Here is a 24,661-nt window from a genome sequence, read left to right as displayed (position 1 = left end):
TTATAAGAAAAGTACACCTTTGACCTCATTTTTTTAAAATAAAGAAGCCTATGATTTCATCTATTTGAAATCATAGGCTTCTTTTATAAAAACACTTTACTTTCTAGCTTTAATAATAAAAGTAGTCGGCACCATTCTAGCTTTATATAAAGAATAATACTTCGTAGACGGCTCAGCTAGTTCTCCATCAAACGAGCTTGATGGTTCAGGCTCTTCTATTCTCTCAATTTTAAATCCCACTCTATTTAACTCATTTATGTATGTACTTATTTTTCTCTTATATAATGTCGCTTGTACATTTTCTCCTTTAAATGTTTCAAACGTAATGGGCGTTTCCTCATGATAAGAAGACTTTATAGCAACTTCTTCCGTACCATACTGTAAGTTTGAATATACCGGGTGCTCCCAACTAAAAATAAAACTTCCCCCTGACTTTACATATGAATAAATCAGTTCCAACGTTTTTCTTAAATCCGAAGTCCAACCTAATGCATAAATGGAATATACAATATCAAAATATCCTTTCGGAATATCGCCTTCTTCTTCCATTGCTCCGCATACTAACTTTGGATTCCAATCCTTTAACGTCTTATTCGCTATTTCAATTTGTGTACTTGAAAGATCAAGCCCCCATAATTCCTCTGCCCCTTGTTCCGCCATATATTGCAACGAATGCCCACTTCCACAGCCAATATCAAGAACCTTTTTCTTTCTGATTGAATCGAACAAACGAATCTCATCTTCAGACGCCGTATACGGACCATATTTAGGTAAACAATCCACTTGAAAGAAATAAGGTGCAACTGTCTCCCAACACTTTTTATTTAAAGCTAACATTTGCGTACCTTTCATATTCTACATTCCCCCATCCATTTTTCTTTCTCTAATATTAATTACATATCATAACCAGATCGCCCTTTTCTCTTCGCCCGGTAGTTTTTCACTTTCGCAATCGTACCGCATGCTCTTCCTCCTTCTTCTCCAGCATACATACCGCACCATCTTTTACTTCCATTTCGCGAATGATCATAAAATACCCAGCGACAATCTGGACATGCTTTTAACCTTCCCCATACATTTTCTTGAATTGACATTAACACAATGCTTAACACTTTTGTATACACATTCTCTTCATATACCGGTTCATATGTAATACCTTTCATATCATCCTTTATATGTACATGAAATGGGTATTTCTCTAACCATTTTTGCAATGATCCTTCGCCTTCAATTGTCATCCGAATATCTTCTCGAAAACCTCTTAATTCCTCTATCGTATGAAATGGAAACTCTTCATCAAAATATTCTTTCATAAAAAGCTTTATGTCTTCTTCTGTTTGCAGCAAATCAATTGGCTCTCTCGTATCGTTTGGTATTCTCCATGTATTTAAAAATTCCCGAATATATTCTAGTTCATTTGGAGCGTTTTGATTCAATTCGATCCACCTTCTTCTTAAAATTTACTTTTTTCTGACTTTATGTATAATTATAGTATAAAATAGTTAACCATCAAATGATTTTACTGGTTACATAATTAGGAGGATTTCTATGAAAAGTTTCTCAACACCGATACGTTTCATGCTTATTTCTTCATTTTTTATGTCTTTTGGGTATTTTGCAGTATACGCATTTTTAGCTATTTATCTATTAACCTTTCTTCATTTTTCTGCTGTCCAAGTAGGAACAGTGTTGACGGTTATGACAATTACATCACGAGTTATCCCATTATTCTCAGGGTTAATTGCTGACAAAATAGGCTATATCATTATGATGATAGCCGGTTTATTTTTGAGAGGAATCGGATTTATCGCTTTAGGAATATGCTCTGATTTCTATACAATTTCTATTTCTTCTGCACTTATTGGCTTCGGAACTGCATTTTACGAACCTGCTGCGCGCGCCATATTCGGTTCACAACCAGCTCATTTGAGAAAAAATTTATTTACATATTTAAACCTTAGCTTTAATTGCGGTGCAATAATCGGACCAATTGCAGGAGGGTTCTTACTCTTACTCGATCCACTCTACGCTTTCTCTCTAACAGGATCTCTTATGCTGTTATTTGCTTTTATCTTTTACTTACTTAAAAATCACTTCCAAGTCACTACTGAAAACACGTCTATTACATTAGGAATACAGGCCATCTTACAAAACAAGTTTTTCCTTCTGTTTTCCTTTATCATGATTTTCTTCTATATTATGTTTACTCAGCTTACTGTCGCCCTTCCACTTCATATGAAAAACATTAGTAATAGCAATCAGCTTGCTACATTAGTTATTACGATAAATGCAATAACTGGCGTCATATTTATGGTGTTATTCCGAAAACTCTTTCATAAATACAACACACTTTCATTTATTAAATACGGTGTTTTATTCATGGGTATTTCCTTTTTACTCATACCATTATTCGAACATCCATATTGGCTCTTTATTTGTATAATTTTATTTACAATCGGTGAAACACTCGTATTACCTAACGCTGATATCGCTATTGCAAATTACAGTAATGAATCATATACAGCCACTTTCTTCGGATTTTATCAACTATCACTCGCATTTGGTTTTATCATTGGTAATTATACCGGTACATCTTTTACATCCAACTTAAGCGGAATGTATACACCATGGCTTATTTTTGGCGGAATAGGACTTATTGGTTTTATATCACTACATATTTTAAATATAAAAAAAGTGGCCTCTAAAGAGGATATACACCTATGTAATACAAGCGACCTATAACGAAAAAGATTCGACCATCATATGTGACAGTCGAATCTTTTTATTTTTCATATTCAAGGTGATTATGTCTTTTACAACCAAATAAATAGCAAGCCCCTATATAATCAGTTTCAAACTCTAATCCTGGAACGTATCCAGATTTGATACGTTCTACCATTGTTTTATAACAATTATTCTCTTCTGTATATTCCTCAATTAAACATTTTACATAGCTATACATGATATAGTCCGAATCCCCTGCAACTCGCAAGAAAAATTCTGAAGCTTTTTCCAGCTCTCCAAGGTTATAATGCGCTACAGCTACATTATGATATGCTTGAAATAAACTTTTGTAATGCTTCTTTCGCTTCTGTCCATTTTTCTTGTTTCATGTAAATGTCCCCTAAGATGTTATAAGGAAAGTATGAAGAAGGATTCAACTTAACAACTTCTCTTATTAATTCAAGAGCTTTATCATCATTCTCTTCCTCATAAAAATACATCCAAGCAAGATTATTGAGAGATTGTACACCTCTAGATTTATGTACTGCTTGTTGAAACAGTTCCATTGCTTCCTCATATTTATTTTGTTCAAACATTTCAATTGCCCTCTCGTTAATGTTCAAATAACTACCTCCGAAGTGAATGAATTCATCTATTCCCTATCATTATTGTAAAATGTAAAAATTGTAATTCCCACAAAAAATTTCTTTCTCCTGTCTACATTTCGATTGAACTAGAAGCTAAAACACACGAATTTACAACAATAAGTAAATTTTTCAGTCTCTCTTACATTGGATATACAGCCTTTTTTAATTTACATATTATGGTACAATAAAAAGAGTACTAGCTAAACATTTACGCTCCACACTAGCAGTCTAACAATGCCAAAATCAAAAATCACATAGAATCGGAGGGGATGTTATGAAAAGGAAATTACTTGTTCTTCTATTCACCGGAATCATACTATCAGGATGTTCAACTATAGCAGAGAATTCTTTAGAAAGCGGGAAAGGCAGTATGGAATTATTAACACCAACAATCACAGCAAAAGATAATGAGTTAGAAATTAAGACCGAGGGAATTGATGAAAATAAAGTAACTTTTATTTATGTTGCTAATAAAAAAGTGTTAGAACAAAAGCTAAAGAATGGTGAATCCTACAAGCTTAACATTAAAGATATCGAACACGCTCATCGGACAGACTACAAACCAAAAGTTCAACTTTTGCAAACGAAAGATGATAATGATGATGGAGAAATAGTAACCTTCAAACAAGTTAGATATACAGTTAAAAACTAATTTTAAAGTTGTTTCATTATAAATGTAACGAACGAAAATATACTTTTAACAGTAGATAAATGTAAGGGGTGCTAACATGAAAAAACGATGGATTTCTTGGTGGATTGGTAACCTATTTTGGATTATCGTTTTTGGAATATGGGCCGCTATTATTTGGTTACGAGAGGTTGATGGTGCTGGTGTTATTCAAACACCTGAAATTAAATCCATATCACTTATCGTTATATTAATCGCGTTTATCATACCGGTATTTTTTCAAGTTATATGGCTAATCATTAATTTGAGGATGAGTAGAAAAAATAATTATACGATTTAGTTTTTCAATTAACAATAAAAAAGAGAGGAATCTACATCAAAATAGATTCCTCCCTTTTACATTTGGACTTATACTGCGCTTTTAATGCAGCACTACTCCTCTTTTTTACGATGCATGTTCATCTTTCTTTTTCATTAACGCTCTTTTCTTCATCGCCTTCGTTAAATATCCACCCTTAAACGAGCGAATTTCATACGAAGACATAAACGCTTTCGGTGCAATTTCATTAATGATTTCTAAAAGCTCTTTCTCCCTAGAACGCTTTGCGACGATATCTAAGCGATAACGTATAGAATTAATACCTTCGCCCTCAAATACTGTAACGCCAAATCCAGAGTGACGTAATTCATCTACTAATTCATTACAACGGTCTAGTAAACTAACTTGATACGTAATATAACCAATTGCTAATTTATTCTCTATATAACCGCCTAATAACAGTCCCGCACTAAAGCCAATGACATAGGCAACGATGTTCATCCAATTTGATAAATCTTGAAACACAATACCTAAACTGACAATGTAAATAGCTCCTTCTAACAATCCAACACCAGCAGCGGATCTTGTTTGATTCTTTACAAGCAAAATCGTACGGATTGTTAATATTGGAACGTAAATAATTTGAAGCACAAAAATAAGTAGCGCTTGTAACATTGGTATCCACCTCTTTCAAAAAGTCTTTTGTCATAATAACATACATAACCTTTAGAAATCGATGGGTTTTTTAAAATTTTTTTATTATTTTTCATACTATTGAAAAACACAAAAAAGAAGCGTATTATATTTGTCATTAATTTGATTACTTGTATCATATCGCTAAACTAAAAAAGGAACCTGATTAGGTCCCTTTCATCATAGCTCTATGTTTTTCGAAGCATGTTCTCTTTGCTTCTCTTCTTCTTTCACTAACTGCATATTTGCATACGCTAAATTTGCAATCATTAAAAAGTGACCACCTAAAATACCTGTACCGAATGCCCACATTTCCATTTCATGCTCAATTTCATACATGATGATAGCTCCTAAAATAGCAGCTGCAAATCGGTTTAAAACTCCTAATCCAGGAGCCTTTTCCTTCATTACGATACTTTTTCCGAGTTTCTCCACTCTGCGAGCTAATAACCAAAGACAATAGGCGCTTACTGCTAATCCAATACCGAACCCTGTCACTTGTTTTCCAAACGGAGTAATCGTCCACATAAGTAGTAAACCACTAAAGATCACATACAATTGTAATCGATATACACGTAAGGCTTCTTGAATCAAAATATCCGCTCCTAAGTTCTCATTTTTTGTACTTTAGAAGAAAAGCAGCAACTTACACAGTTGCTGCTTTCTCTTCTTCTTGTTCTTGTTCCATCTTACGAATTTCAACACGTTTAATTTGGTAAGCGTCTTTTTCTAACACTTTAAATTCATAACCTTCCGCCTCAACGTGTTGTCCTTCTTCGATTTCATGATTTTGCATCATAATCCATCCACCGATTGTATCCACATCATCTTCTTCGATGTGTAATCCAAATAAATCTTTCACTTCTGAGATAAGCACTTTTCCATCAACAATGATATGTTGCTCGTTCACATGTTGAATTGGTGGTGCTTCATCTTCATCATATTCGTCACGAATTTCACCGACGATTTCCTCTAAGATGTCTTCAAGCGTTACAATTCCAGCTGTTCCTCCGTACTCATCATATAAAACAGCCATCGGAATTCGCTTCTTCTGCATTTGAAGTAATAAATCGTGAATTGGAGTCGTTTCCATCACTTCAATAATCGGACGCATATACGAGCGAATAGATGATAAATCTTTTTGATCCTCGGTCATATATCGAATAAAGAAATCTTTTACGTTGACCATACCGATAATATCATCTTTATCTTCTCCAAAAATCGGATAACGTGTGTATCGCTCATTTTGGATTACTTTCATGTGTTCTTCTACTGAATCTTCCAGGTAGAAACCAACGATTTCTGTTCGCGGTACCATAATTTCTTTTGCAATACGATTATCAAATTCAAAAATGTTATTTACATACTTGTATTCAGCTTGATTAATTTCGCCACTTTCATAGCTATCTGAAAGGATAAGACGTAATTCTTCTTCTGTATGAGCTACTTCATGTTCTGAAGCTGGCTTTAAACCGAATAAACCAGTTATCACACGAGCTGAACCGTTCAATACCCAAATAAATGGATACATGATTTTATAGAACATCATTAATGGACCTGCCAATAATAACGTTACCCTTTCAGCCTTTTGAATTGCCATCGTTTTCGGAGCTAATTCCCCTACTACAACGTGTAAATACGTCATAATCATAAAAGCAAGACCAAATGTTAATACTGATGAAATAGAAGGATTTAAGTTCCATTTCTCAAATAACGGGTGTAATAACTTTTCAATTGTCGGTTCACCTAACCAACCTAATCCCATAGCTGTAACTGTAATACCTAATTGACAAGCAGATAAATATTCATCTAAATTTGTTGTTACTTTTTTCGCTGCTAAAGCACCGCGTTTTCCTTCCGCAACAAGCTGATCGATACGGCTTGAACGTATCTTTACAATCGCAAACTCTGCTGCTACGAAAAATCCAGTAAATGCGATTAAAATCGCAACCATGACTAAATTAAATATTTCCAATGAATCCCCTTAGTTAAAAAACTAAGGTGTCCACCTCCTGTATACTATAATGTTTTCTTATTTGTTTGTTAGAAAACATAGCCCGATACAAAAATTAAAGAGGTCGGATTTCACTTATTCTATAATAATAGAGCAAGTGTCTGTATTAAAGCTGTCGTTTGACCAGATAAAGATTTCGATATTTTTTCACGTTGTGAATCAGTCAATCCATCTAAAAGCGGCTTTAACTCAGTAAGCTCCACTTCTAATTGATGAATATGGTCTGTCACTTCATTCACTTGTTTCGAAACGTGTTCATTGATACCGAGCAGCTTCTTCTTCTCCTCGATTTTCTCTTTAATCTCACAAAGCGGCATATGCATTTCTTTGCACTTCTCAATAAATTGTAATGTCTCAAATGCTGTTTCGTCGTAATAGCGATAATTAGATTGAGATCGCTCCGCTTTTAAGATACCTAGATTCGTATAATAATCAATCGTTCGTTTCGACACGTGAGCCATGAGAGCCAACTGTCCGATTCGATACACCTTCCCAACGATCTTCCCCCCTTGTTTATATTACTTACATCATACAACACATAAACTGTACAGTCAAACGTGACGGTTTATTATTCACAATTTATACAAAATTCCAATCTCCTCCTATGATGATTCAATACGAGTAATCTACACTTATACAATAAAATTACTAAACTACTACCTAATCACTACATTGTCTGCCACTTTTAACCTTTCTTATTTAAAAGCATATCCTACTAATAATGATTGCTTGTATAGGAGGGAATTAATATGAAAAAGACAATCATTTCTCATTTTTATAATGAAGAATACCTACTTCCATGGTGGCTTATGCATCACACGAAAATATTCGATCACGGCATTTTAATTAATAGAGGGTCTACAGATCGTTCCGTAGAGATTTGTAAACTATTAGCACCCCACTGGGAAGTACGAAATTCAAGATTTCTTGAGTTTGATCCAACTAATACTGATATTGAAGTGATGGAAATTGAAAGAGAAGTTTCAGGTTGGAAAATCGTTTTAAATACTACTGAATTCTTTTGTTGTAATAATACTGAAGAATTTTTTTCATCTCTTCATACACTAGGCCAAAACATGTATGCGATTAGAATGATTTTAATGATAGATAATCATAATTATAATTATTCAAAGCCTAGATATTCTATCCCCTTAGTAGAACAGCGATACCACGGTGTCTTCCCTTATAACCCAAATCTCGGATGTGCTTGGAGATTTATTCACAATCATCTAGACGGTGCATATTTACCTGGTAGACATCATTCGCGGCACGGATATATAATTTATGACTATCCTTCATTTATTTTAAAATTTTATTTTAGCCCTTGGAATGAACAATCAAAGGCAAGAAAATTACAAATTACACCTACCCTTTCAAAAAGGGGTGTTCAAATGGGACTTCAAACACATTACGGTCAATCTCCTGAAGTACTGGACATACGTTTTTTAGAGCTTAGTAACCTAACACAAGACCTCCGTCATAACCCTGAATATCAAGAATTATTTCCAAAATTCAAACCGTAATATTTTCTGCATCGTCATCACCTCAAACATTTTCATTCACTTAATCAAAAACAATCTCATTTGCATAAAACATGAATACTGTATAAATAATAAATTTTTATTTTAGGAGGAAAAAATGAAAGCTGTTATTCTTGCTGGTGGGTACGGTACAAGAATTGGGGAAGAAACACATTTAAAACCGAAACCTATGATTGAAATTGGAACAAAGCCCATTCTATGGCACATTATGAGTTTGTATAGTCATTACGGGATTACTGAGTTTATTATTTGCTTAGGCTATAAAGGATATGCAATTAAAGAGTTCTTTCTAAATTACAACTTACACATGTCTGATTTCACAATACAGTTAAACGATAATACAATTACTAGCCATTCTCATCGTGTAGAACCATGGAAAGTTACACTAATCGATACTGGTGTAAATACCGAAACGGGTGGCCGAGTGAAAAAGATTCAAAATTATGTCGGAGACGAACCTTTCTGCCTCACTTATGGTGATGGATTAAGTAATGTAAATATAAAAGAACTTATTACATTCCATAAAAAACATGGAAAAATGGCTACTGTTACTGCCGTACAACCTCCTGGTAGATTTGGTTCTCTCATATTAGATAAACAGTCTGTAACATCTTTTCAAGAAAAACCATTAGGTGATGGCGGATGGGTTAACGGTGGATTTTTCGTTTTAAATCCTGAAGTTTTCAATTACATTAGTGGAGATAAGTCTGTTTTTGAAACAGACACTTTAGTTCAGTTAGTAAACAAAAATGAATTGGCCGCATATCAACATTCTGGTTTTTGGCATCCGATGGATACATTGCGCGATAAAAATAAATTAGTCGAGCTATGGGAAAGTAATAACGCTCCGTGGAAGGTTTGGTAATATGGCTTCATCATCTTTTTGGAATAAGAAAAAAGTATTTATTACAGGACATACTGGATTTAAAGGCTCCTGGCTCACCCTTTTCTTAAGTTCTTTAGGTGCAGAAGTAGTAGGCTTTTCTTCTCATCCCCCATCCATTCCTAACATTTTTGAACAAGGTAACGTAGCAAAAGAGTGCACGACAATGAAAGGCGATATTACAGATTACCATTCTTTATTTCATGCCATGAAGCAGCATAAACCTGACATAATATTTCATTTAGCAGCTCAGCCAATCGTAACCGCTTCATACAAAAATCCTATCGATACATTCAAAACGAATGTTTTAGGTACTGTCCACGTGCTAGAAGCAGCAAAGTCCGTCGAAAGCGTACGTGCCATTATTAATGTGACAAGCGATAAATGTTATGAGAATGACGGTAGTGGCGACCGAGCGTTCGTGGAAAATGACCGACTAGGAGGTTTCGATCCTTATAGCGCTAGTAAAGCTTGCGCTGAAATAGCGGCAACATCCTATCAAAAATCATTCTTCCGCACTAATACCCAGAAACTCGCCTCAGTCAGAGCTGGTAACGTCATCGGCGGTGGTGATTGGGCAGAAGACCGATTATTCCCTGATATCATTCGGGCATATTTGCACAATCATACTTTGTGTATTCGAAACAAATATGCCGTCCGTCCGTGGCAACATGTTTTAGATCCTCTACATGGCTATATCCTTTTAGCTGAGAAACTTTGGAATGATGCTAAATATGCAGAAGCGTGGAATTTCGGCCCAATGAATGAACCTAACAGAACCGTTCATGATGTCATTGAATCTGTAATAAAATTATGGAATAACTCACTAACAATCATTTCCTCCTCTACAAATACTCCTTATGAATCACCTGTTTTAACACTCGATAGTACAAAAGCAGTAAACAAACTCGGCTGGACTCCTAAGTTATCAACAGATGATGCTATCGCTTGGACTGTTGATTGGTACAAAAAATATGCATCTGGTGAAAATATAGAATCTTTCACACGACAACAAATCGATGCATTCAAAAATTTATAAGGAGGCTATAAAATGGAACAGAAAAAATGCCGTTTTTGCCACTCATTACTAACCAACACTTTTTTAGATTTGGGCGTTTCCCCTCTTGCTAATTCATTTGTAGCTCCTGAAAGCTCATATAAAATGGAACCTTTTTATCCGCTGCACACATTTGTTTGTAACTCTTGTTTACTCGTACAGCTAGATGAATTTGAATCCCCACAAAATATTTTTCATAACTATTTATACTTCAGCTCTTACTCCTCAAGTTGGCTACTACACGCTAAACAATATGTAGAAATGGCGATTAAGCGTTTCAACTTAACGAAACATTCAAAAGTGATTGAAATCGCAAGTAACGATGGGTACTTATTACAATACTTTAAAAAAGAAAATATCGAGACATTGGGAATTGAACCCGCGAAAAACGTAGCAGAAATTGCTATCAAAAAAGGAATTCCTACTCATGTGAATTTTTTCAGTAATGACTTAGCAAAAAAATTGCCACAAGCTGATTTAATCGTCGCAAATAACGTATTAGCACATGTTCCAAACTTGCATGATTTTGTTGCCGGTTTAAAAACGTTATTAAAACAAGATGGCACGATAACAATTGAATTCCCACACTTATTAAACCTCATATCCTTTAAACAGTTCGATACTATCTACCATGAGCACTTTTCCTACTTCTCACTTATAAGCCTTCAAAAAGTTTTAAGTTATCATCATTTACAAATTGTTGATGTAGAAGAACTTTCAACGCATGGTGGTTCCTTACGGATTTTTGTAAACCATCTAAGTGCCCAATCAACTATCCATTCCAATGTTACAAAATTAATTCAAAAAGAAGTCGACCACGGGTTAGATACTTTAGATTGCTATCTCCTTTTTTCTAAACGCATCGAACAATTGAAAATAAATATTTTAAAGTTTTTTATTGAAGCGAAAGCTTTAAACAAACAAATTATCGGTTACGGTGCTCCAGCTAAAGGAAACACCCTTTTGAATTATTGCGGGATAGGTAAAGAATTTCTAGCTTATACAGTGGATAAAAATCCTCACAAACAAAATCTCCTTTTACCAGGAACTCGTATTCCAATAAAATCTCCAGCAGAAATTAAACGTACAAAACCGGATTACATTCTTATACTTCCTTGGAATTTGAAAGACGAAATTATGAAAGAATGCTCTTTCATTCGTGAATGGGGCGGTAAATTTTTAGTGACGGTTCCAGAAATTGAGGTGATCGAGCCATGAAGAAAGTTGTTGTAACAGGTGGTAGTGGCTGGATAGGTAAATATGTTGTACATTCACTTATACAAAAGGGATATGAAGTGCACGCCACGTATAATAAAAATAACCCCTCTCACCTCCCTTGCCATTGGCATAAAGTAAACTTGCTTCGCGATGACGAAGTAAAACAATTCATTTCGGATGTTCAGCCTAGCCATCTCATTCACCTTGCTTGGGAAGCAGTGCCACCAGCATGCTATGTATCTATTAATAATTACTATTGGCTAAAGTCTAGTATTTCATTGATTCAACACTTCACAACATGCGGCGGAAAGCGTGTTGTCGTTGCAGGTACTGGCGCAGAGTACGAATGGTTTAACGGCGTATTATTTGAAGATTCATCGCTCCTTTCCTATAAAACCCCGTATTCTTTATGTAAAAATGCACTGCACTCCTGGCTAGAAACGTATGCACAACAAACAGGCCTCAGCATGTGTTGGGGCCGCATTTTTCATATGTATGGACCTCACGAACAAGGTAATCGGCTCGTTTCTAATATTATCACTTCCTTATTAAAAAATGAGGAAGCACTATGTACACATGGAAAACAATCGAGAGATTTCCTCCATGTGAGTGACGTCGCAGACGCTCTCGTAACAGTATTAGAACATGGCGTTACAGGCACCATCAATATCGCTTCAGGTCAATCTGTACAAATTAAAGAACTAGCTTCTATCATCGCTAAAAAGATAGGAAAAGAACATTTAATTAAACTAGACGCGATTCCTTTCTCTAAGGATGAACCTTTATTCGTCGGCGTTAGTGTAGAACGTTTAAAAACTGAAGTAAACTGGAAACCAACATACGATTTAAATACAGGAATAGAAGAAACAATTTTATGGTGGGAATCATTTATACAAAAACATAACGATATACGTCACTAAAACGTAAATCCTTCGTTCCTCTCGCTAATTCCTTATACCATTCTTCTAATCTTTCCGGCGTAATAATATGGTGCGTCCCCATTCCCCCATGCTTACTAGCTTCAGAAAGAGTCGGACCAATTTGTAACTTTCTCTTTCTCATCACATCGTTCCACGGACTAAATCCAAACCATAATATACAAGCAAGAGGTGGATAAATCATCGATTCATGCGCAGATAAATGTCTTCCAACCGTATAACTTCCATGCTCATGATTATGAATAAATCTACCTCTTCTCCATAACGGCCAATCTTCTGGTAAATAACCATGAAATCGCTGTTTCATTAAAGGTATTCCAAAGTTAAGGTCAGGATAGTTGTAGTTAGGATCATCAACCATAATAAGCCCGTCCAGCCAATACATCCTCCCCCCCAATTCATTTAGCGATTTCCAAAACTGATTTTTATCTTGCACGCAAAGAAACTCAGTCGTATTTAAAATCATTTTCCATCCTTGTACTTCTTGTTCTATCCTCATCACTTCATGATCTGTCGCATATGCATCAAACTCTGGATTTACAGAATCTCGCACCTCCCAATGCGGTGCGAATTTTTTACAAATCTCAACGGAACGATCTGTTGAACCTTTATTAATTAAAATACCATGATCAAAAAGTTTCGTATGATGCATAAGCCACCATGGCAATAAATACTCTTCATTGTAAAAATGTGAAATAACGGTTGTAGTTATAATAATCTCCTCCTCTTTCTCTATTAATCTACTTTTTATCCTACAACCAATATACTCATAAGCAAAAATATGTTTCCTAATTATTGATCAAATATTATTATTAATATTTTTGTAAGTTTTCCTTTGGTACCCAGCCCTTCTCACCATCTCTTCCTTCGCACCAAACCCATTCATTCAATTCTTCTAATCCGATCAATCTTTCTCCAATATTCACATTTAATTCTTTCGCAGTATATTGTTTTATAATAATTCCTGTTCCATTCATATCTTTTCTTATAATTTGCTCCGGAACCCATCCTTTCCGGTTATACTTCTCTTCGTGACAAAACATCCAGTTTTCCCAGTTTTCCGGACCAGCGTAACTCTCTATCATTTTCACTACATCCCCCTCTTCTAAGCGAATTGGATTAGGATAATTGCTAACATGTGATTTTATAACGATATATTTCATAACAACCTCCAATAATCAGAAAATTAAGTTATAATATCATTATAACTTAAAGAGGAGGAATGCACTCATGTACTACAACACTTCATTCGAAAACGATCAACCTGTAGGCCGTCTATAAACTAAGACGGGCTTATAACACATACACTATGCCTCATCTTAGGGAACTCATATTACCCTAAAAATAGACGGAGGTACTTCAAATGAAACAAACAATTTTAGGAGCTATATGCTTATCACTAGCAGCAAGTATATGGGGCGGTATGTATGTTGTTAGCAAATACGTACTCGATTTCATTCCACCACTAACACTCGTTTGGCTACGCTTTATTATCGCTTTTGTTGTTTTATATGGCATTTTGAAACTAGCTGAGAAAAAGCAAAAGAAAAAAGTAACCATTCGCAAAAAAGATTGGCTCCTATTCGCTTGGATTGGATTTATCGGCTATTTCATTTCGATCACATGCCAATTTATCGGAACAAAATTATCCGACGCTCATACAGGCTCGTTAGTTACATCAGCTACACCTGCATTTATGGTTATATTTGCAGCGCTCATTTTGAAAGAAAAACTAACTGCTCGTAGACTTTTATCTACTATAATAGCGACAATCGGTGTCATTATCGTAATCGGATGGGATATTGAAATTGGCTCCTATTTTATTGGAACAATCATTTTAGTTGGAGCCGCTATTACGTGGGCTTTACTATCTATTTATGTAAAAATCGCTTCAATCCAATTTTCATCCTTAGTTATTACAACGTACGCAATTTTCTTTTCACTCTTTTTTATTACACCTTTTATGATATGGGAGCTACAAGCGGCCTCTATCGGAACAGTAAATACGTACGTAATATTAGGCGTATTATACTTAGGAATCGTCTCAACAGCAGGTGCCTTTTTCCTTTGGAATAAAGGATTAGAATTACTGGATGCAAGCATAGGTTCCTTATTTTTCTTCTTCCAACCTATCGTTGGATCGTTACTTGGTTGGCTCTTATTAAATGAAACATTAAATAGTAACTTTTTTATTGGTGGTATTCTTATTATATGTAGCGTTTTAATTACTACTTTTGAAAAGAAATAAAAAGCAGGCAGAGATTCTTAGTCTCTGCCTGTTCGCATTATTGGATCTTGGTCGTGAAAACCAATACAAATCGGTATATATCATAATACTTCGCTTCTATTTGCTCTACTGCTAACGAAAAGACATCCTCTTGCATCTCTTCTAAATACTGAAATATATCCACACTAAACACTCCTCACTCTTTACGCACTCCAATGCGATGGACGAGACAATAATTTCGGTAATTTCGTATGCTTATCCCCTCTCGCAGCATTAACTTGAACTTGCGTCAGAAAAATACTATTAGTAAAATCAGCCCCGCGAATATCTGCATCTCGCAAATCTGCTCCGATGAGATCTGCTCCTCTTAAATCTGCACCATTTAAGTTAGCCGCAATTAAATAAGCTCCTCTTAAATTTGCACCTTGTAAATTTTTCTTTTTCAGATTCGCTCCCATAAGGTCTGCTCCGCGGTGAATGATTCGTTTCTTACGCGCAGTATTCATTTCCTTCCATACTAGTTCGCTCGTTTCTAAAAGGAGAATGTTCACCTCTGCCCTATGCATTGGAACATTTATTTTCATTAACTCATCTGGATTTAAATTCGAAAGTCGCTCTGTCTCCTCAATTGCGTTCTCCAGCTCTTTATGAATTGGCTGTGTTGCCTTTAAAAGAATCGCCTCATTCAAATACCAAAGCATTTCATGAAGTTGATGCATAATTGGAAAAGCATCGTACATTTTTCTTGCATGCTTTGCATCTTTCCGCCAATCAATCCCTTTAAACGTACCCTGAGAAATCTTCTGTCCAGCACCGAAACACTCAAATACTGTACAACCTTTATAACCTTTTCCTCTAAGATTTTTATGTATACTACATTTAAAATCTGATTGTAAGTTGGAACATGGTTTACCACCATCTTTATTCACTGCAAAATCTACCGATGCTGCGAACGGTAATGCAACGCAACATAGACCGAAGCATTTTTCGCAGTTTGCTTTTAAATGATCGTTATGATTAGTCAAAATCTATACCCCCTGTTGTCTTTTGACTATTTCATAATATTCCAACTGTAATAAATAATCAATTTTAAAATAAACCAGCATCTTTCGTTTCAATTCATAACTTTATCATTCGATTTCCTTTCAATTGAAAAGGACTATTTCTATTTAATGAATTATAATTAAATTATAAATTTTCTAACTAAAAAGGAGACTTATTATGGCACTAGAAATGAAAACAAACTGTCAAATTTGCGATCAATCGCTCGAACAAGATTCTGAAGCATACATTTGTGTATATGAATGTACATTTTGCGCACCATGTACAGAAGAAAGACATAACGTTTGTCCAAACTGCGGCGGCGAATTAGTACGTAGACCGAAAAAGAAATAATAAAAAGCAAAGCGATATCGCTTTGCTTTTGTTTAGGCATCTGAAATTATATATTTAAAAACTTCACACAAACAGGCTCTGGCACAACAACATCAGATTGTAAAAGTGTTAACTTACCTGTAGATTCATCTCTTGAAAATAACACAAGATTATGTGACTTTTCATTTGTAGCAACAAGAAACTTTTCAGTAGGATCTAATACAAAGTCTCTTGGCCAATTTCCTTCTGTAGATGTATGTTCCACAAATGTAAGCTGGCCTGAGTTTTGATCTACGCTATAAACAGCGATACTATTATGACCACGATTACCTGCATATACAAAGCGGCCGTCAGAAGAAATATGGATAGCACTGCCTTGACTATTTTCATCAAATTTTTCTGGAAGAGTAGAAATATACTGTAATTCTGTAAAGGATCCTTCTTCCGAGTTATATGTTAGCGCAATAACCTCTGAACTAAGCTCCGTCATTACATAAGCGTATTTTCCATTTGGATGAAAAGCAATGTGTCTTGGTCCACTTCCCGGATTCACAGACAGGCTATTCACTTCTATTAATGTACTATCTTTTACTTCATACGTAATTATTTTATCTATCCCTAAATCAACGCCCACTACATATTTTTCATCAGGAGTGTACCCCGCGTAATGTGCATGTGGTTTTTCTTGTCTTTCTTTATTCGGACCTGAACCTTCATGTGCCATAATAGATGAAGCAGGATTTACAGTTCCATTTTCTTCATTTATTTCAAAAGACTCAATCGTTCCTTTATGGTAATTCGCTGTAACTACTGTATGATTCCCACTATCAACACTAATATGACAAGGAGAAGCACCTTCTACTACTTGTCTATTTTTCGCTTTTAGTTCTCCAGTATGACTATCAATGGAATAAGCAGCTACACCGCCAGATTCGCCTTCCTTAACAACAGAATAGAGATATTCATTATTTCGGTTAATCGTTACATATGTAGGGTTATCCAGCTTAGCGGCAAGTGTTACATTACTAATTTTTTTTGCTTCTGTGTCTAAAGTAAACTTATATATTCCTTCACTATTTTCTTTCGTGTATGTTCCAACATATCCGATAAACTCTTTGTTATCCTTCATTTTCATAACCCTCTCTCCCTATATTTTTCATTCATCATACTTCTTAAAATATTTTATGTTGAAAGAGTATCCTAAAAAATCGGAGTACCTCTTTATACGTTACCATATTTTCTTGGTAAATAGCTTTTAAACCCACTTTTTTTGATACGCTGCTATACTTTCATATTCTTCTTCCAATTGACGGGACAAACGGATATAGATTGGCGTTAAATCTTTATATTTTTCCACACTTTCCATATTTGGCTCATGATGAAAATCTGCACCTACCATTTCAGAAACTACATGCAACGTATCTATTTCACCTAAACTATATAAACCGAGGATTGCAGCTCCTAAGCAAGAACTTTCAAAACTTTCCGGAACATATACGTCTTGATGGAAAATATCTGCCATCATCTGTCTCCAAAGTTCCGATCTTGCAAAACCACCTGTCGCTTGAATTTTTTTCGGTTCACCAATTAGCTCTTTTAAAGCGAGAAGAACTGTATATAAGTTATAAATTACTCCTTCTAAAACAGCACGGATCAGATGTTCTTTCTTATGATGCAATCCGAGTCCAAAGAAAGATCCTCGTGCATTTGCATTCCATAAAGGAGCTCTTTCCCCTGCTAAATACGGGTGAAATAATAAACCGTCAGATCCAGGATTCACTTTTGCTGCTATTTCAGTAAGTACTTCATATGGATCTTTTCCTAAACGCTTCGCAAGTTCAATCTCTGAAGTACCCAATTGGTCACGAGCCCACCTGAAAATCATACCACCGTTATTAACTGGACCACCGATTACCCAATGGTCTTCAGTTAACGCATAACAAAAGATTCTCCCTTTTGGATCTGTTACAGGACGATTTGTTACAGCACGAATCGCACCGCTTGTACCAATTGTAACAGCCACAACGCCAGGATCTATTGCATTTACACCTAAATTAGATAGTACTCCATCACTCGCTCCTACTACAAAAGGCGTAGAAACAAGTACATTCATCTCTTTGGCAAGCTCTTCATCTAATCCTGTTAAACTGTGCGTTGTTGGAACAAGCTTTGAAAGCTTTTCATCTGTAATTCCCGCAACATGTAAAGCCTCTTCATCCCATTTTAAAGATTTCAAATTAAACATCCCTGTTGCTGATGCTATAGAATAATCAATTACATACTCTTTATATAACTTGTAAAAAACATATTCTTTAATAGAAATGAATTTATAACTTTTTGCGAATAACTCTGCCTTCTCATTCTGTAGCCAAACTAATTTCGAAAGTGGTGACATCGGATGAATTGGTGTCCCAGTACGAAGGTAAATCTCGTGACCATTCATATCATTCTTTATTTTCTCCGCCCAGCTTGCACTTCTATTATCTGCCCAAGTGATACATCTCGTTAACGGCTTTCCCTTTTCATCTACAGCAATGATACTATGCATTGCCGAACTAAAAGAGACACAAAGAATATCACTTGGCTGTACACTACTTGATCGTACAGTTTCTTTAATCGTATGTATTACTGCACGAAAAATTTCTTCTGGGTCTTGTTCTGCTGTTTCAGGCGTAGGAGAATATAAAGGATATTCAATTCCATGACTAGCAATAACAGATCCATCAGTAGAAAATAGAACTGATTTTGTACTAGTTGTCCCAATGTCTACACCAATCATATATTTTGAGCTCACCATTTCTTCCTCCTAACAAAAAATTGTTACAGTATCCCACCATAAAAATACATTCCTTTTATCTATTGATAACGTTGTATGCCACAATTATCTAAATAGAAACATCTTTATCTTAAACAAACATATCGAGTAGTAAAACGCCTCCAAAAGCGATAAATGAAAGTAACGTTTCTAATACTGTCCATGTTTTAAATGTTTCTTTCACTGTTAAACCTAGGTATTCTTTTACCATCCAAAAACCAGCATCGTTTACGTGTGAAAACATTAATGCTCCTGCACCTGTTGCAATAACGAGTAATTCTAAGTTCACACCTGTTGTATTTTCAACGATTGGCGAAACGATACCCGCTGCTGTTGTTAAAGCGACTGTCGCTGACCCTGTCGCAATTCGAATTAGTCCTGCTACTATAAATGCTAATACAATTGGGGATAGAGCTAAATGCTCAGACATTTGAGCAATAGCATTGCCTACACCACTATCGATAAGAATTTGCTTAAATCCCCCGCCAGCACCAATAATCGCAACAATTGAACCGATTGGTAATAAGCTATCTTCTGTTACCTTCTTAATAGCCTTTTTATCGATACCTTGGCGAAATCCAAGAAAATAAAACGCTGCAAAACATGCAATCAATAGTGCAATGATAGGACTACCGATTAATGTGATAATCTTCATCAAAGTATTAGAAAGAGGCACATAAGGAGCTGCTGCAGCTAAAACCATTAACATAACAGGTAACAATATAACTAAAAATGAAACTCCTATTCCTGGTAATTTCGTTGATTTTGTATTTACACGAATCAGTTCTGGCTCATTTTCAGGAATTACACGTTTGTGAATCCATTTCGCAAATATAGGACCTGCAATAATCGCTGCAAAAAATGTAATAATGAGTGAATACATTAGTACCTTCCCAAGATTCGCTTTATAAATACCAATTGCAACTATGGCCCCTGGATGCGGAGGAACAAGACCGTGCACGACAGATAGCCCAGCAATTGCTGGTAATGCTATTAATAAAATATTTTGTTTCGTTGTTTTATGAATTGAAATTACTAACGGCAGTAATATTAAAATGCCTACTTCAAAAAACACCGGGATTCCAATAATAAAACCTGCAATTAACATAGCCCATGGTAAGTTTTTTATCCCAAAGGATTTAATAAAGAACTCTGCCACTTGCATTCCAGCACCTGACTCTGCCATCATTTTCCCTAAAATTGTACCTAATACTAAAATACCTACTAAATGCCCTAGAACACTCCCCACTCCTGTTTCATAAGCACTCACTATTTTATCCATTGGCATTCCAGACATAATTGCTAAAAACAAACTTGCAACCGTTAAACTAATAAACGCATGCCATCTCCACCACGACACCCCTAAAATAACAATTACGATTGATAATAATGTAATCATTAAAAGGTACATATTCATACTCAGTTCCACCCCTTTATGTAAACCCTTTCAAAATTACTATACAATTAAGAGAACCTATATAGTTCTTTCATGAGTAAGAATTTATATATCGATATACAAATCATCTTCACAAAATAATAATTTATACAAAAAGAATCTCCCTTATCAGAGATACATGTTAACTACTCTCTCTGATAAGGGGATTTCTCTTTCATAATTATAATGTTATTTTATACATGCTTCATACGAGCATATTTTCCTTCTTCAAAAGTAAATGACACTTTCTTCTCTGCTGTTTTCACGTAGTAAGACTACAAACTCAGGATCCAGTTTAAACGATGAAGTTACTTAGGATTTGTCCTCTCATGAAAAGCAATTTTCGGAAAGCCCCTTCACTTTTATGCATTATAATTTAGGAGCTTTCGCCCAATCCGCAGCAAACTTCTCAATACCCTGGTCTGTTAATGGGTGCATAGCAAGTTGTTCAATTACTTTATAAGGGATTGTTGCAATGTGAGCACCTGCCATCGCTACACGAGTTACGTGATCTGGATGTCTAACAGAAGCCGCAATAATTTGTGTATCTAATTGATGAACATCGAATAATTCAGCAATTTTAGCAACTAATAATACGCCATCTTCAGAAATATCATCTAAGCGCCCTAAAAATGGAGAAACGTACGTTGCACCTGCTCGAGCTGCTAAAAGTGCTTGGTTCACGGTGAAAATAAGTGTAACGTTCGTTTTTACACCTTTTTCAGTAAGATAGCGACAAGCTTCTAATCCTGCTAGCGTCATCGGAAGTTTTATTGTAACTTTTTCATCGCCGCCGTTAATCTTAATCAGTTCCTCTGCTTGAGCGATCATCTCTTCAGCTGTAACAGCATCTGGCGTTACTTCTGCCGAAACAGATTCAACTTTCGGCACTGCCTGACAAATTTCTGCAATACGGTCTTCAAACTTAATGCCCTCTTTTGCTACTAAAGAAGGATTTGTTGTAACACCAGCTAAAACTCCAAGTTTATATGCTTTTTTTATGTCCTCAAGATTTGCAGTATCAATAAAAAATTTCATGATCAATTCCCTCCAGTTTTTAAACGTTGATGAGTTACATGTTTAATATGCTTATCCCGTAAAAGCCCGATTGATGTGGAATAAAGCCCCTACTTATTAAAGTTTCACTTTATTTCTTTTCTACTGCATGTCCGCCAAATTCATTGCGCAGAGCTGCTACTACTTTTCCTGTAAATGTATCATTGTCTAATGAGCGGTAGCGCATTAATAGAGACATTGCGATAACAGGAGTTGCTGTTTGAAGGTCTAATGCTGTTTCTACTGTCCATTTTCCTTCACCAGAAGAATGCATAACACCCTTAATTTCATCCAGTTTTGCATCTTTAGAAAATGCATTTTCTGTTAATTCCATTAACCAAGAGCGAATGACTGAACCGTTGTTCCATACTCTTGATACTTTTTCATAATCGTAGTCAAATTCACTTTTCTCTAGAATCTCAAATCCTTCACCAATAGCAGCCATCATACCGTATTCAATTCCGTTATGAACCATTTTTAAGAAGTGACCACTACCAGCTTTTCCAGCATATAAAAATCCATTTTCTACAGCAGTATCGCGGAAGATAGGTTCAACGATGTCCCAAGCTTCTTGATCTCCTCCGATCATGTAACAAGCACCATTACGAGCGCCTTCCATTCCGCCAGAAGTTCCTGCATCCATAAAGTGAATGCCATCTTTCTTTAATTGCTCATATCGGCGAATTGACTCTTTATAATGTGAATTACCCGCTTCAATTAAAATATCTCCTTTTGATAAAAGTGGTGTAACCTCATCAATAACAGAATCAACAACAGCGTGTGGTACCATTACCCAAAGAATTCTTGGTGATTGTAATGACTGAACAAGTTCACTTAAACTAGATGTACCCGTTGCCCCGTACTCTTTCATTTCTTCTACTGCACTTGCATTTAAATCAAATGCTACTACTTCATGTTTATGATCCATTAAATTTTTCCCTAAATTTAATCCCATTTTACCTAACCCAATTAATCCTACTTGCATAATATAATTCCTCCTCAGATTATCTTTTATTAAAAATTCATATCACTACGATTTTGAATACCCTTCAGTATTGATAAATCTAGAAAGGTATTCACAGTCATAGCTTAAGAATTCAACACATTTTTTGTAATTTGAACAACATTTTCTGTCGTAAATCCAAATAGATTCATGACTTCAGCTCCAGTTCCTGAAGCTCCAAATGTTTCAATTGCTAGTACTTTTCCTTCTTGTCCTACATAACGTTCCCAACCTAGAGATACACCCATCTCAAGAGATACTCGTTTCGTTATAGAAGACGGAAGAACGGATTCTTTATATTCGTTCGATTGGCGATCGAATAACTCCCAGCTCGGCATTGCAACGATGCGAACAGAAACTTGATCTTCTTCTAATTTTGCTTTCGCACTAGCAGCTAAGGATACTTCAGAACCTGTCGCAATTAAAATTACATCCGGATTTTCATTTGTTTGTGTTAATACGTAAGCTCCTTTAGAGAGATTATCTATGTTCGCTTTCGTTTCATTAAACACCGGTAAATTTTGACGACTCAGTACTAAAACGACTGGACCATCCGTTTGCTGTAAAGCATACGCCCACGCACTTGCTGTTTCATTTGCATCTGACGGACGGATAACTGTTAGACCAGGAATTGCTCGAAGCGCTGCCAATTGTTCAATTGGTTCATGCGTTGGACCATCTTCTCCTACAGCAATCGAATCATGTGTAAATACGTAAGTAACAGGTAACTTTTGCAGTGCAGCCAGTCGAATCGATGGACGAAGATAATCATTAAATACAAAGAATGTACTTACGAAAGGTTTTACTCCTCCATGAAGCGCCAATCCATTCGCTGCCGCGCCCATTGCATGTTCACGTACGCCGAAGTATATATTTCGTCCAGCATATGATTCTACTGCATATACTGCTTCACCTTTTATATCTGTCATCGTAGAATGAGAAAGATCTGCACTTCCACCGAAAATAGAAGGAATCGATTTCACATAATGATTAATAGCTTCCCCACTTGCAACACGAGTAGAAATCGTTTTTTCAGTATCAAAGGATAGAATGTCTTTCGCTTCAATTAAAACCTCACCTGTAATCGCTTTTTCTAATTCATCTGCCAGTGTAGGATTCGCTTCTCTGTATGAGTTGAACTGCTCATTCCAGTCATTTTCTTTTTCAATACCTTTTTGTTTCAGTTCATTAAAATGAGCTTTTACTTCTTGAGGTACAAAGAAGTCTTCCTCATAATGCCAACCATACACTTGTTTTGTCGCTGTCGCTTCTTCTACCCCAAGCGGATTACCATGTGCTTTGTTCGTTCCAGCAACTTTTGGACTTCCATAACCTATAATGGTTCTAATTTCTATAAGAGTAGGTTGATCCGTATTGTCTTTCGCTAATTGAATCGCTTTTGTAATCGTATCAACATCGTTTCCATCCTCAACTCTTACATATTGCCAATGTGCAGATTCTACTCTTTTCTGAATATCTTCAGAAAAAGCAATGTTTAATTCACCATCAAGTGAAATTTCATTTGAATCATACAGTACAATTAACTTGCCAAGTTTCATATGTCCTGCCATTGACATCGCTTCATAAGCGACACCCTCCATTAAGTCACCGTCTCCAACTAAAGCGTACGTATTATGATCTATAATAGAGTGACCATCCTTATTGAACTTCGCTGCCAAATGAGCTTCTGCCATTGCCATTCCGACAGCATTCGCAATTCCTTGTCCTAACGGGCCTGTCGTCGCTTCAACTCCAGAAGTGTGACCAAACTCCGGATGTCCTGGTGTTTTACTATTTAACTTTCTAAAGCTTTTCAAGTCATCAATTGAAACGTCATATCCAGCTAAATGAAGTAAGCTATACAGTAGGCTCGATCCATGTCCCGCTGATAAAACGAATCGATCACGGTTAAACCATTTCGGATGATTAGGATTGTGACTTAAATGATTCGCCCATAATGCATAAGCCATCGGTGCTGCTCCCATTGGAAGACCTGGATGACCTGAATTTGCCGCATTAATAGCATCAATCGATAACGTACGAAGTGTATTCACTGCTAATTGATTTATGTTTTGTGTCATAGTAATCG

General features: G+C 35.8%; 26 protein-coding genes and 1 pseudogene. 10 read left to right on the top strand and 17 right to left on the bottom strand.

All coding sequences use genetic code 11. From position 1 onward, the window contains the following. Window positions 1-96: 96 nt before the first annotated feature. Both ACTFP3_RS10220 and ACTFP3_RS10215 read right to left on the bottom strand, forming a co-directional pair. Entirely contained in the window at window positions 97-852 is a 756-nt protein-coding gene (locus ACTFP3_RS10220; RefSeq protein ID WP_163092771.1) for a class I SAM-dependent methyltransferase, read from the bottom strand. 41 nt (window positions 853-893) lie between these two features. Beyond that, on the bottom strand, window positions 894-1,436 hold the full coding sequence (locus tag ACTFP3_RS10215) for a CGNR zinc finger domain-containing protein (RefSeq protein WP_001072930.1): 543 nt from the start codon (window positions 1,434-1,436) through the stop codon (window positions 894-896). A 112-nt stretch (window positions 1,437-1,548) separates the two neighbouring features. Here ACTFP3_RS10215 and ACTFP3_RS10210 point away from each other — a divergent pair, with 112 nt between their 5' ends. Beyond that, window positions 1,549-2,742 carry an MDR family MFS transporter gene (locus ACTFP3_RS10210; RefSeq protein WP_163092772.1) on the top strand — a complete coding sequence of 398 codons (1,194 nt, stop codon included), beginning with the start codon at window positions 1,549-1,551 and terminating at the stop codon, window positions 2,740-2,742. A gap of 40 nt (window positions 2,743-2,782) precedes the next feature. Here the strand turns inward: ACTFP3_RS10210 and ACTFP3_RS10205 are convergent. Continuing rightward, a pseudogene (locus ACTFP3_RS10205) lies at window positions 2,783-3,347 on the bottom strand (tetratricopeptide repeat protein). A gap of 298 nt (window positions 3,348-3,645) precedes the next feature. Here ACTFP3_RS10205 and ACTFP3_RS10200 point away from each other — a divergent pair. Together ACTFP3_RS10200 and ACTFP3_RS10195 are read left to right on the top strand one after the other, a co-directional pair. Continuing rightward, on the top strand, window positions 3,646-4,023 hold the full coding sequence (locus ACTFP3_RS10200; protein ID WP_000823781.1) for a hypothetical protein: 378 nt from the start codon (window positions 3,646-3,648) through the stop codon (window positions 4,021-4,023). A gap of 76 nt (window positions 4,024-4,099) precedes the next feature. Further along, window positions 4,100-4,339: a DUF3923 family protein gene (locus tag ACTFP3_RS10195; protein WP_000747695.1), complete on the top strand. Its 240-nt coding sequence runs from the start codon at window positions 4,100-4,102 to the stop codon at window positions 4,337-4,339. Window positions 4,340-4,444: 105 nt separating this feature from the next. Here the strand turns inward: ACTFP3_RS10195 and ACTFP3_RS10190 are convergent, their stop codons facing one another. From ACTFP3_RS10190 to ACTFP3_RS10175, 4 genes are all read right to left on the bottom strand, one after another. Beyond that, a complete protein-coding gene (locus ACTFP3_RS10190; protein ID WP_000938438.1) occupies window positions 4,445-4,993 on the bottom strand; it encodes a DUF2179 domain-containing protein in 549 nt (182 codons plus the stop codon). 198 nt (window positions 4,994-5,191) lie between these two features. Beyond that, a complete protein-coding gene (locus tag ACTFP3_RS10185) occupies window positions 5,192-5,605 on the bottom strand; it encodes an ATP synthase subunit I (protein WP_000613876.1) in 414 nt (137 codons plus the stop codon). Between the two features lie 52 nt (window positions 5,606-5,657). Next, on the bottom strand, window positions 5,658-6,986 hold the full coding sequence (locus ACTFP3_RS10180; RefSeq protein WP_002183782.1) for a hemolysin family protein: 1,329 nt from the start codon (window positions 6,984-6,986) through the stop codon (window positions 5,658-5,660). A gap of 119 nt (window positions 6,987-7,105) precedes the next feature. Then, entirely contained in the window at window positions 7,106-7,513 is a 408-nt protein-coding gene (locus tag ACTFP3_RS10175) for a MerR family transcriptional regulator (protein ID WP_000285635.1), read from the bottom strand. Window positions 7,514-7,774: 261 nt separating this feature from the next. Between ACTFP3_RS10175 and ACTFP3_RS10170 the strand changes: the two genes are divergently transcribed. The 5 genes from ACTFP3_RS10170 to ACTFP3_RS10150 all read left to right on the top strand — a co-directional run bounded on the left by ACTFP3_RS10170 (window position 7,775) and on the right by ACTFP3_RS10150 (window position 12,644). Beyond that, window positions 7,775-8,548, top strand: coding sequence for a glycosyltransferase family 2 protein (locus tag ACTFP3_RS10170; protein WP_000750973.1), 774 nt, complete (start codon window positions 7,775-7,777; stop codon window positions 8,546-8,548). Window positions 8,549-8,663: 115 nt separating this feature from the next. Continuing rightward, window positions 8,664-9,431 (top strand): glucose-1-phosphate cytidylyltransferase, encoded by a 768-nt coding sequence (gene rfbF / locus ACTFP3_RS10165; RefSeq protein ID WP_000648807.1) that lies wholly within the window; start codon window positions 8,664-8,666, stop codon window positions 9,429-9,431. Between the two features lies 1 nt (window position 9,432). Then, the gene (gene rfbG / locus ACTFP3_RS10160) at window positions 9,433-10,488 is read left to right on the top strand and encodes a CDP-glucose 4,6-dehydratase (RefSeq protein ID WP_006922515.1); all 1,056 of its coding nucleotides are present in this window, start codon (window positions 9,433-9,435) and stop codon (window positions 10,486-10,488) included. Between the two features lie 12 nt (window positions 10,489-10,500). Next, complete coding sequence (locus ACTFP3_RS10155; RefSeq protein ID WP_000435776.1) at window positions 10,501-11,724, top strand: class I SAM-dependent methyltransferase; 1,224 nt, start codon at window positions 10,501-10,503, stop codon at window positions 11,722-11,724. Beyond that, window positions 11,721-12,644 carry an NAD-dependent epimerase/dehydratase family protein gene (locus ACTFP3_RS10150; protein WP_000758377.1) on the top strand — a complete coding sequence of 308 codons (924 nt, stop codon included), beginning with the start codon at window positions 11,721-11,723 and terminating at the stop codon, window positions 12,642-12,644. Before ACTFP3_RS10155 ends, ACTFP3_RS10150 begins: the two co-directional genes overlap by 4 nt. Here the strand turns inward: ACTFP3_RS10150 and ACTFP3_RS10145 are convergent. Both ACTFP3_RS10145 and ACTFP3_RS10140 read right to left on the bottom strand, forming a co-directional pair. Continuing rightward, window positions 12,613-13,413: a glycosyltransferase family 2 protein gene (locus tag ACTFP3_RS10145; protein WP_075678122.1), complete on the bottom strand. Its 801-nt coding sequence runs from the start codon at window positions 13,411-13,413 to the stop codon at window positions 12,613-12,615. The two genes, ACTFP3_RS10150 and ACTFP3_RS10145, sit on opposite strands and share 32 nt — an antisense overlap. A gap of 61 nt (window positions 13,414-13,474) precedes the next feature. Beyond that, window positions 13,475-13,825: an SH3 domain-containing protein gene (locus tag ACTFP3_RS10140; protein WP_000875287.1), complete on the bottom strand. Its 351-nt coding sequence runs from the start codon at window positions 13,823-13,825 to the stop codon at window positions 13,475-13,477. A 200-nt stretch (window positions 13,826-14,025) separates the two neighbouring features. Here ACTFP3_RS10140 and ACTFP3_RS10135 point away from each other — a divergent pair, with 200 nt between their 5' ends. Then, window positions 14,026-14,910, top strand: a complete 885-nt coding sequence (locus ACTFP3_RS10135; protein WP_000814733.1) for a DMT family transporter — start codon at window positions 14,026-14,028, stop codon at window positions 14,908-14,910. A gap of 37 nt (window positions 14,911-14,947) precedes the next feature. On the opposite strand, the gene ACTFP3_RS10130 is transcribed toward ACTFP3_RS10135, so the two are convergent. Beyond that, window positions 14,948-15,073: a hypothetical protein gene (locus ACTFP3_RS10130; protein ID WP_254909184.1), complete on the bottom strand. Its 126-nt coding sequence runs from the start codon at window positions 15,071-15,073 to the stop codon at window positions 14,948-14,950. Between the two features lie 19 nt (window positions 15,074-15,092). After that, window positions 15,093-15,914 (bottom strand): pentapeptide repeat-containing protein, encoded by an 822-nt coding sequence (locus ACTFP3_RS10125; RefSeq protein ID WP_326035955.1) that lies wholly within the window; start codon window positions 15,912-15,914, stop codon window positions 15,093-15,095. Window positions 15,915-16,110: 196 nt separating this feature from the next. On the opposite strand from ACTFP3_RS10125, the gene ACTFP3_RS10120 reads away from it, so the two are divergent. Beyond that, window positions 16,111-16,284, top strand: coding sequence for a DUF1272 domain-containing protein (locus tag ACTFP3_RS10120; RefSeq protein ID WP_001162788.1), 174 nt, complete (start codon window positions 16,111-16,113; stop codon window positions 16,282-16,284). Window positions 16,285-16,330: 46 nt separating this feature from the next. Here the strand turns inward: ACTFP3_RS10120 and ACTFP3_RS10115 are convergent, their stop codons facing one another. The 6 genes from ACTFP3_RS10115 to tkt all read right to left on the bottom strand — a co-directional run bounded on the left by ACTFP3_RS10115 (window position 16,331) and on the right by tkt (window position 24,653). Beyond that, window positions 16,331-17,398, bottom strand: coding sequence for a lactonase family protein (locus ACTFP3_RS10115; protein WP_440010286.1), 1,068 nt, complete (start codon window positions 17,396-17,398; stop codon window positions 16,331-16,333). A gap of 120 nt (window positions 17,399-17,518) precedes the next feature. Then, window positions 17,519-19,060: a gluconokinase gene (gene gntK / locus ACTFP3_RS10110; protein WP_163092778.1), complete on the bottom strand. Its 1,542-nt coding sequence runs from the start codon at window positions 19,058-19,060 to the stop codon at window positions 17,519-17,521. A gap of 109 nt (window positions 19,061-19,169) precedes the next feature. Further along, window positions 19,170-20,495, bottom strand: a complete 1,326-nt coding sequence (gene gntP / locus ACTFP3_RS10105; protein ID WP_163092779.1) for a gluconate permease GntP — start codon at window positions 20,493-20,495, stop codon at window positions 19,170-19,172. A 387-nt stretch (window positions 20,496-20,882) separates the two neighbouring features. Further along, window positions 20,883-21,551, bottom strand: a complete 669-nt coding sequence (gene fsa, locus ACTFP3_RS10100; RefSeq protein WP_000667676.1) for a fructose-6-phosphate aldolase — start codon at window positions 21,549-21,551, stop codon at window positions 20,883-20,885. A gap of 109 nt (window positions 21,552-21,660) precedes the next feature. Beyond that, window positions 21,661-22,554 carry a phosphogluconate dehydrogenase (NAD(+)-dependent, decarboxylating) gene (gene gnd / locus ACTFP3_RS10095; protein ID WP_163092780.1) on the bottom strand — a complete coding sequence of 298 codons (894 nt, stop codon included), beginning with the start codon at window positions 22,552-22,554 and terminating at the stop codon, window positions 21,661-21,663. 104 nt (window positions 22,555-22,658) lie between these two features. After that, window positions 22,659-24,653, bottom strand: a complete 1,995-nt coding sequence (gene tkt, locus ACTFP3_RS10090; RefSeq protein ID WP_326035957.1) for a transketolase — start codon at window positions 24,651-24,653, stop codon at window positions 22,659-22,661. Window positions 24,654-24,661 lie beyond the last annotated feature (8 nt).

The organism is Bacillus cereus group sp. MYBK5-2 (genome assembly GCF_051915685.1).
GTDB classification, from domain to species: Bacteria; Bacillota; Bacilli; order Bacillales; family Bacillaceae_G; genus Bacillus_A; species Bacillus_A cereus.
Note: the sequence above shows the minus strand (reverse complement) of the source record. Positions and strands in the feature narration are given on the sequence as shown.

Excerpts from the sequence above, each read along its gene's own strand:
- ACTFP3_RS10220 (WP_163092771.1), bottom strand. The coding sequence starts at position 852 with ATGAAAGGTACGCAAATGTTAGCTTTAAATAAAAAGTGTTGGGAGACA.
- fsa (WP_000667676.1), bottom strand. The coding sequence starts at position 21,551 with ATGAAATTTTTTATTGATACTGCAAATCTTGAGGACATAAAAAAAGCA.
- rfbG (WP_006922515.1), top strand. The coding sequence starts at position 9,433 with ATGGCTTCATCATCTTTTTGGAATAAGAAAAAAGTATTTATTACAGGA.
- tkt (WP_326035957.1), bottom strand. The coding sequence starts at position 24,653 with ATGACACAAAACATAAATCAATTAGCAGTGAATACACTTCGTACGTTA.
- ACTFP3_RS10150 (WP_000758377.1), top strand. The coding sequence starts at position 11,721 with ATGAAGAAAGTTGTTGTAACAGGTGGTAGTGGCTGGATAGGTAAATAT.
- ACTFP3_RS10195 (WP_000747695.1), top strand. The coding sequence starts at position 4,100 with ATGAAAAAACGATGGATTTCTTGGTGGATTGGTAACCTATTTTGGATT.
- gntK (WP_163092778.1), bottom strand. The coding sequence starts at position 19,060 with ATGGTGAGCTCAAAATATATGATTGGTGTAGACATTGGGACAACTAGT.
- ACTFP3_RS10120 (WP_001162788.1), top strand. The coding sequence starts at position 16,111 with ATGGCACTAGAAATGAAAACAAACTGTCAAATTTGCGATCAATCGCTC.
- ACTFP3_RS10170 (WP_000750973.1), top strand. The coding sequence starts at position 7,775 with ATGAAAAAGACAATCATTTCTCATTTTTATAATGAAGAATACCTACTT.
- ACTFP3_RS10190 (WP_000938438.1), bottom strand. The coding sequence starts at position 4,993 with ATGTTACAAGCGCTACTTATTTTTGTGCTTCAAATTATTTACGTTCCA.
- gntP (WP_163092779.1), bottom strand. The coding sequence starts at position 20,495 with ATGAATATGTACCTTTTAATGATTACATTATTATCAATCGTAATTGTT.
- ACTFP3_RS10115 (WP_440010286.1), bottom strand. The coding sequence starts at position 17,398 with ATGAAAATGAAGGATAACAAAGAGTTTATCGGATATGTTGGAACATAC.
- ACTFP3_RS10135 (WP_000814733.1), top strand. The coding sequence starts at position 14,026 with ATGAAACAAACAATTTTAGGAGCTATATGCTTATCACTAGCAGCAAGT.
- ACTFP3_RS10210 (WP_163092772.1), top strand. The coding sequence starts at position 1,549 with ATGAAAAGTTTCTCAACACCGATACGTTTCATGCTTATTTCTTCATTT.
- ACTFP3_RS10200 (WP_000823781.1), top strand. The coding sequence starts at position 3,646 with ATGAAAAGGAAATTACTTGTTCTTCTATTCACCGGAATCATACTATCA.
- ACTFP3_RS10155 (WP_000435776.1), top strand. The coding sequence starts at position 10,501 with ATGGAACAGAAAAAATGCCGTTTTTGCCACTCATTACTAACCAACACT.
- rfbF (WP_000648807.1), top strand. The coding sequence starts at position 8,664 with ATGAAAGCTGTTATTCTTGCTGGTGGGTACGGTACAAGAATTGGGGAA.
- ACTFP3_RS10140 (WP_000875287.1), bottom strand. The coding sequence starts at position 13,825 with ATGAAATATATCGTTATAAAATCACATGTTAGCAATTATCCTAATCCA.
- gnd (WP_163092780.1), bottom strand. The coding sequence starts at position 22,554 with ATGCAAGTAGGATTAATTGGGTTAGGTAAAATGGGATTAAATTTAGGG.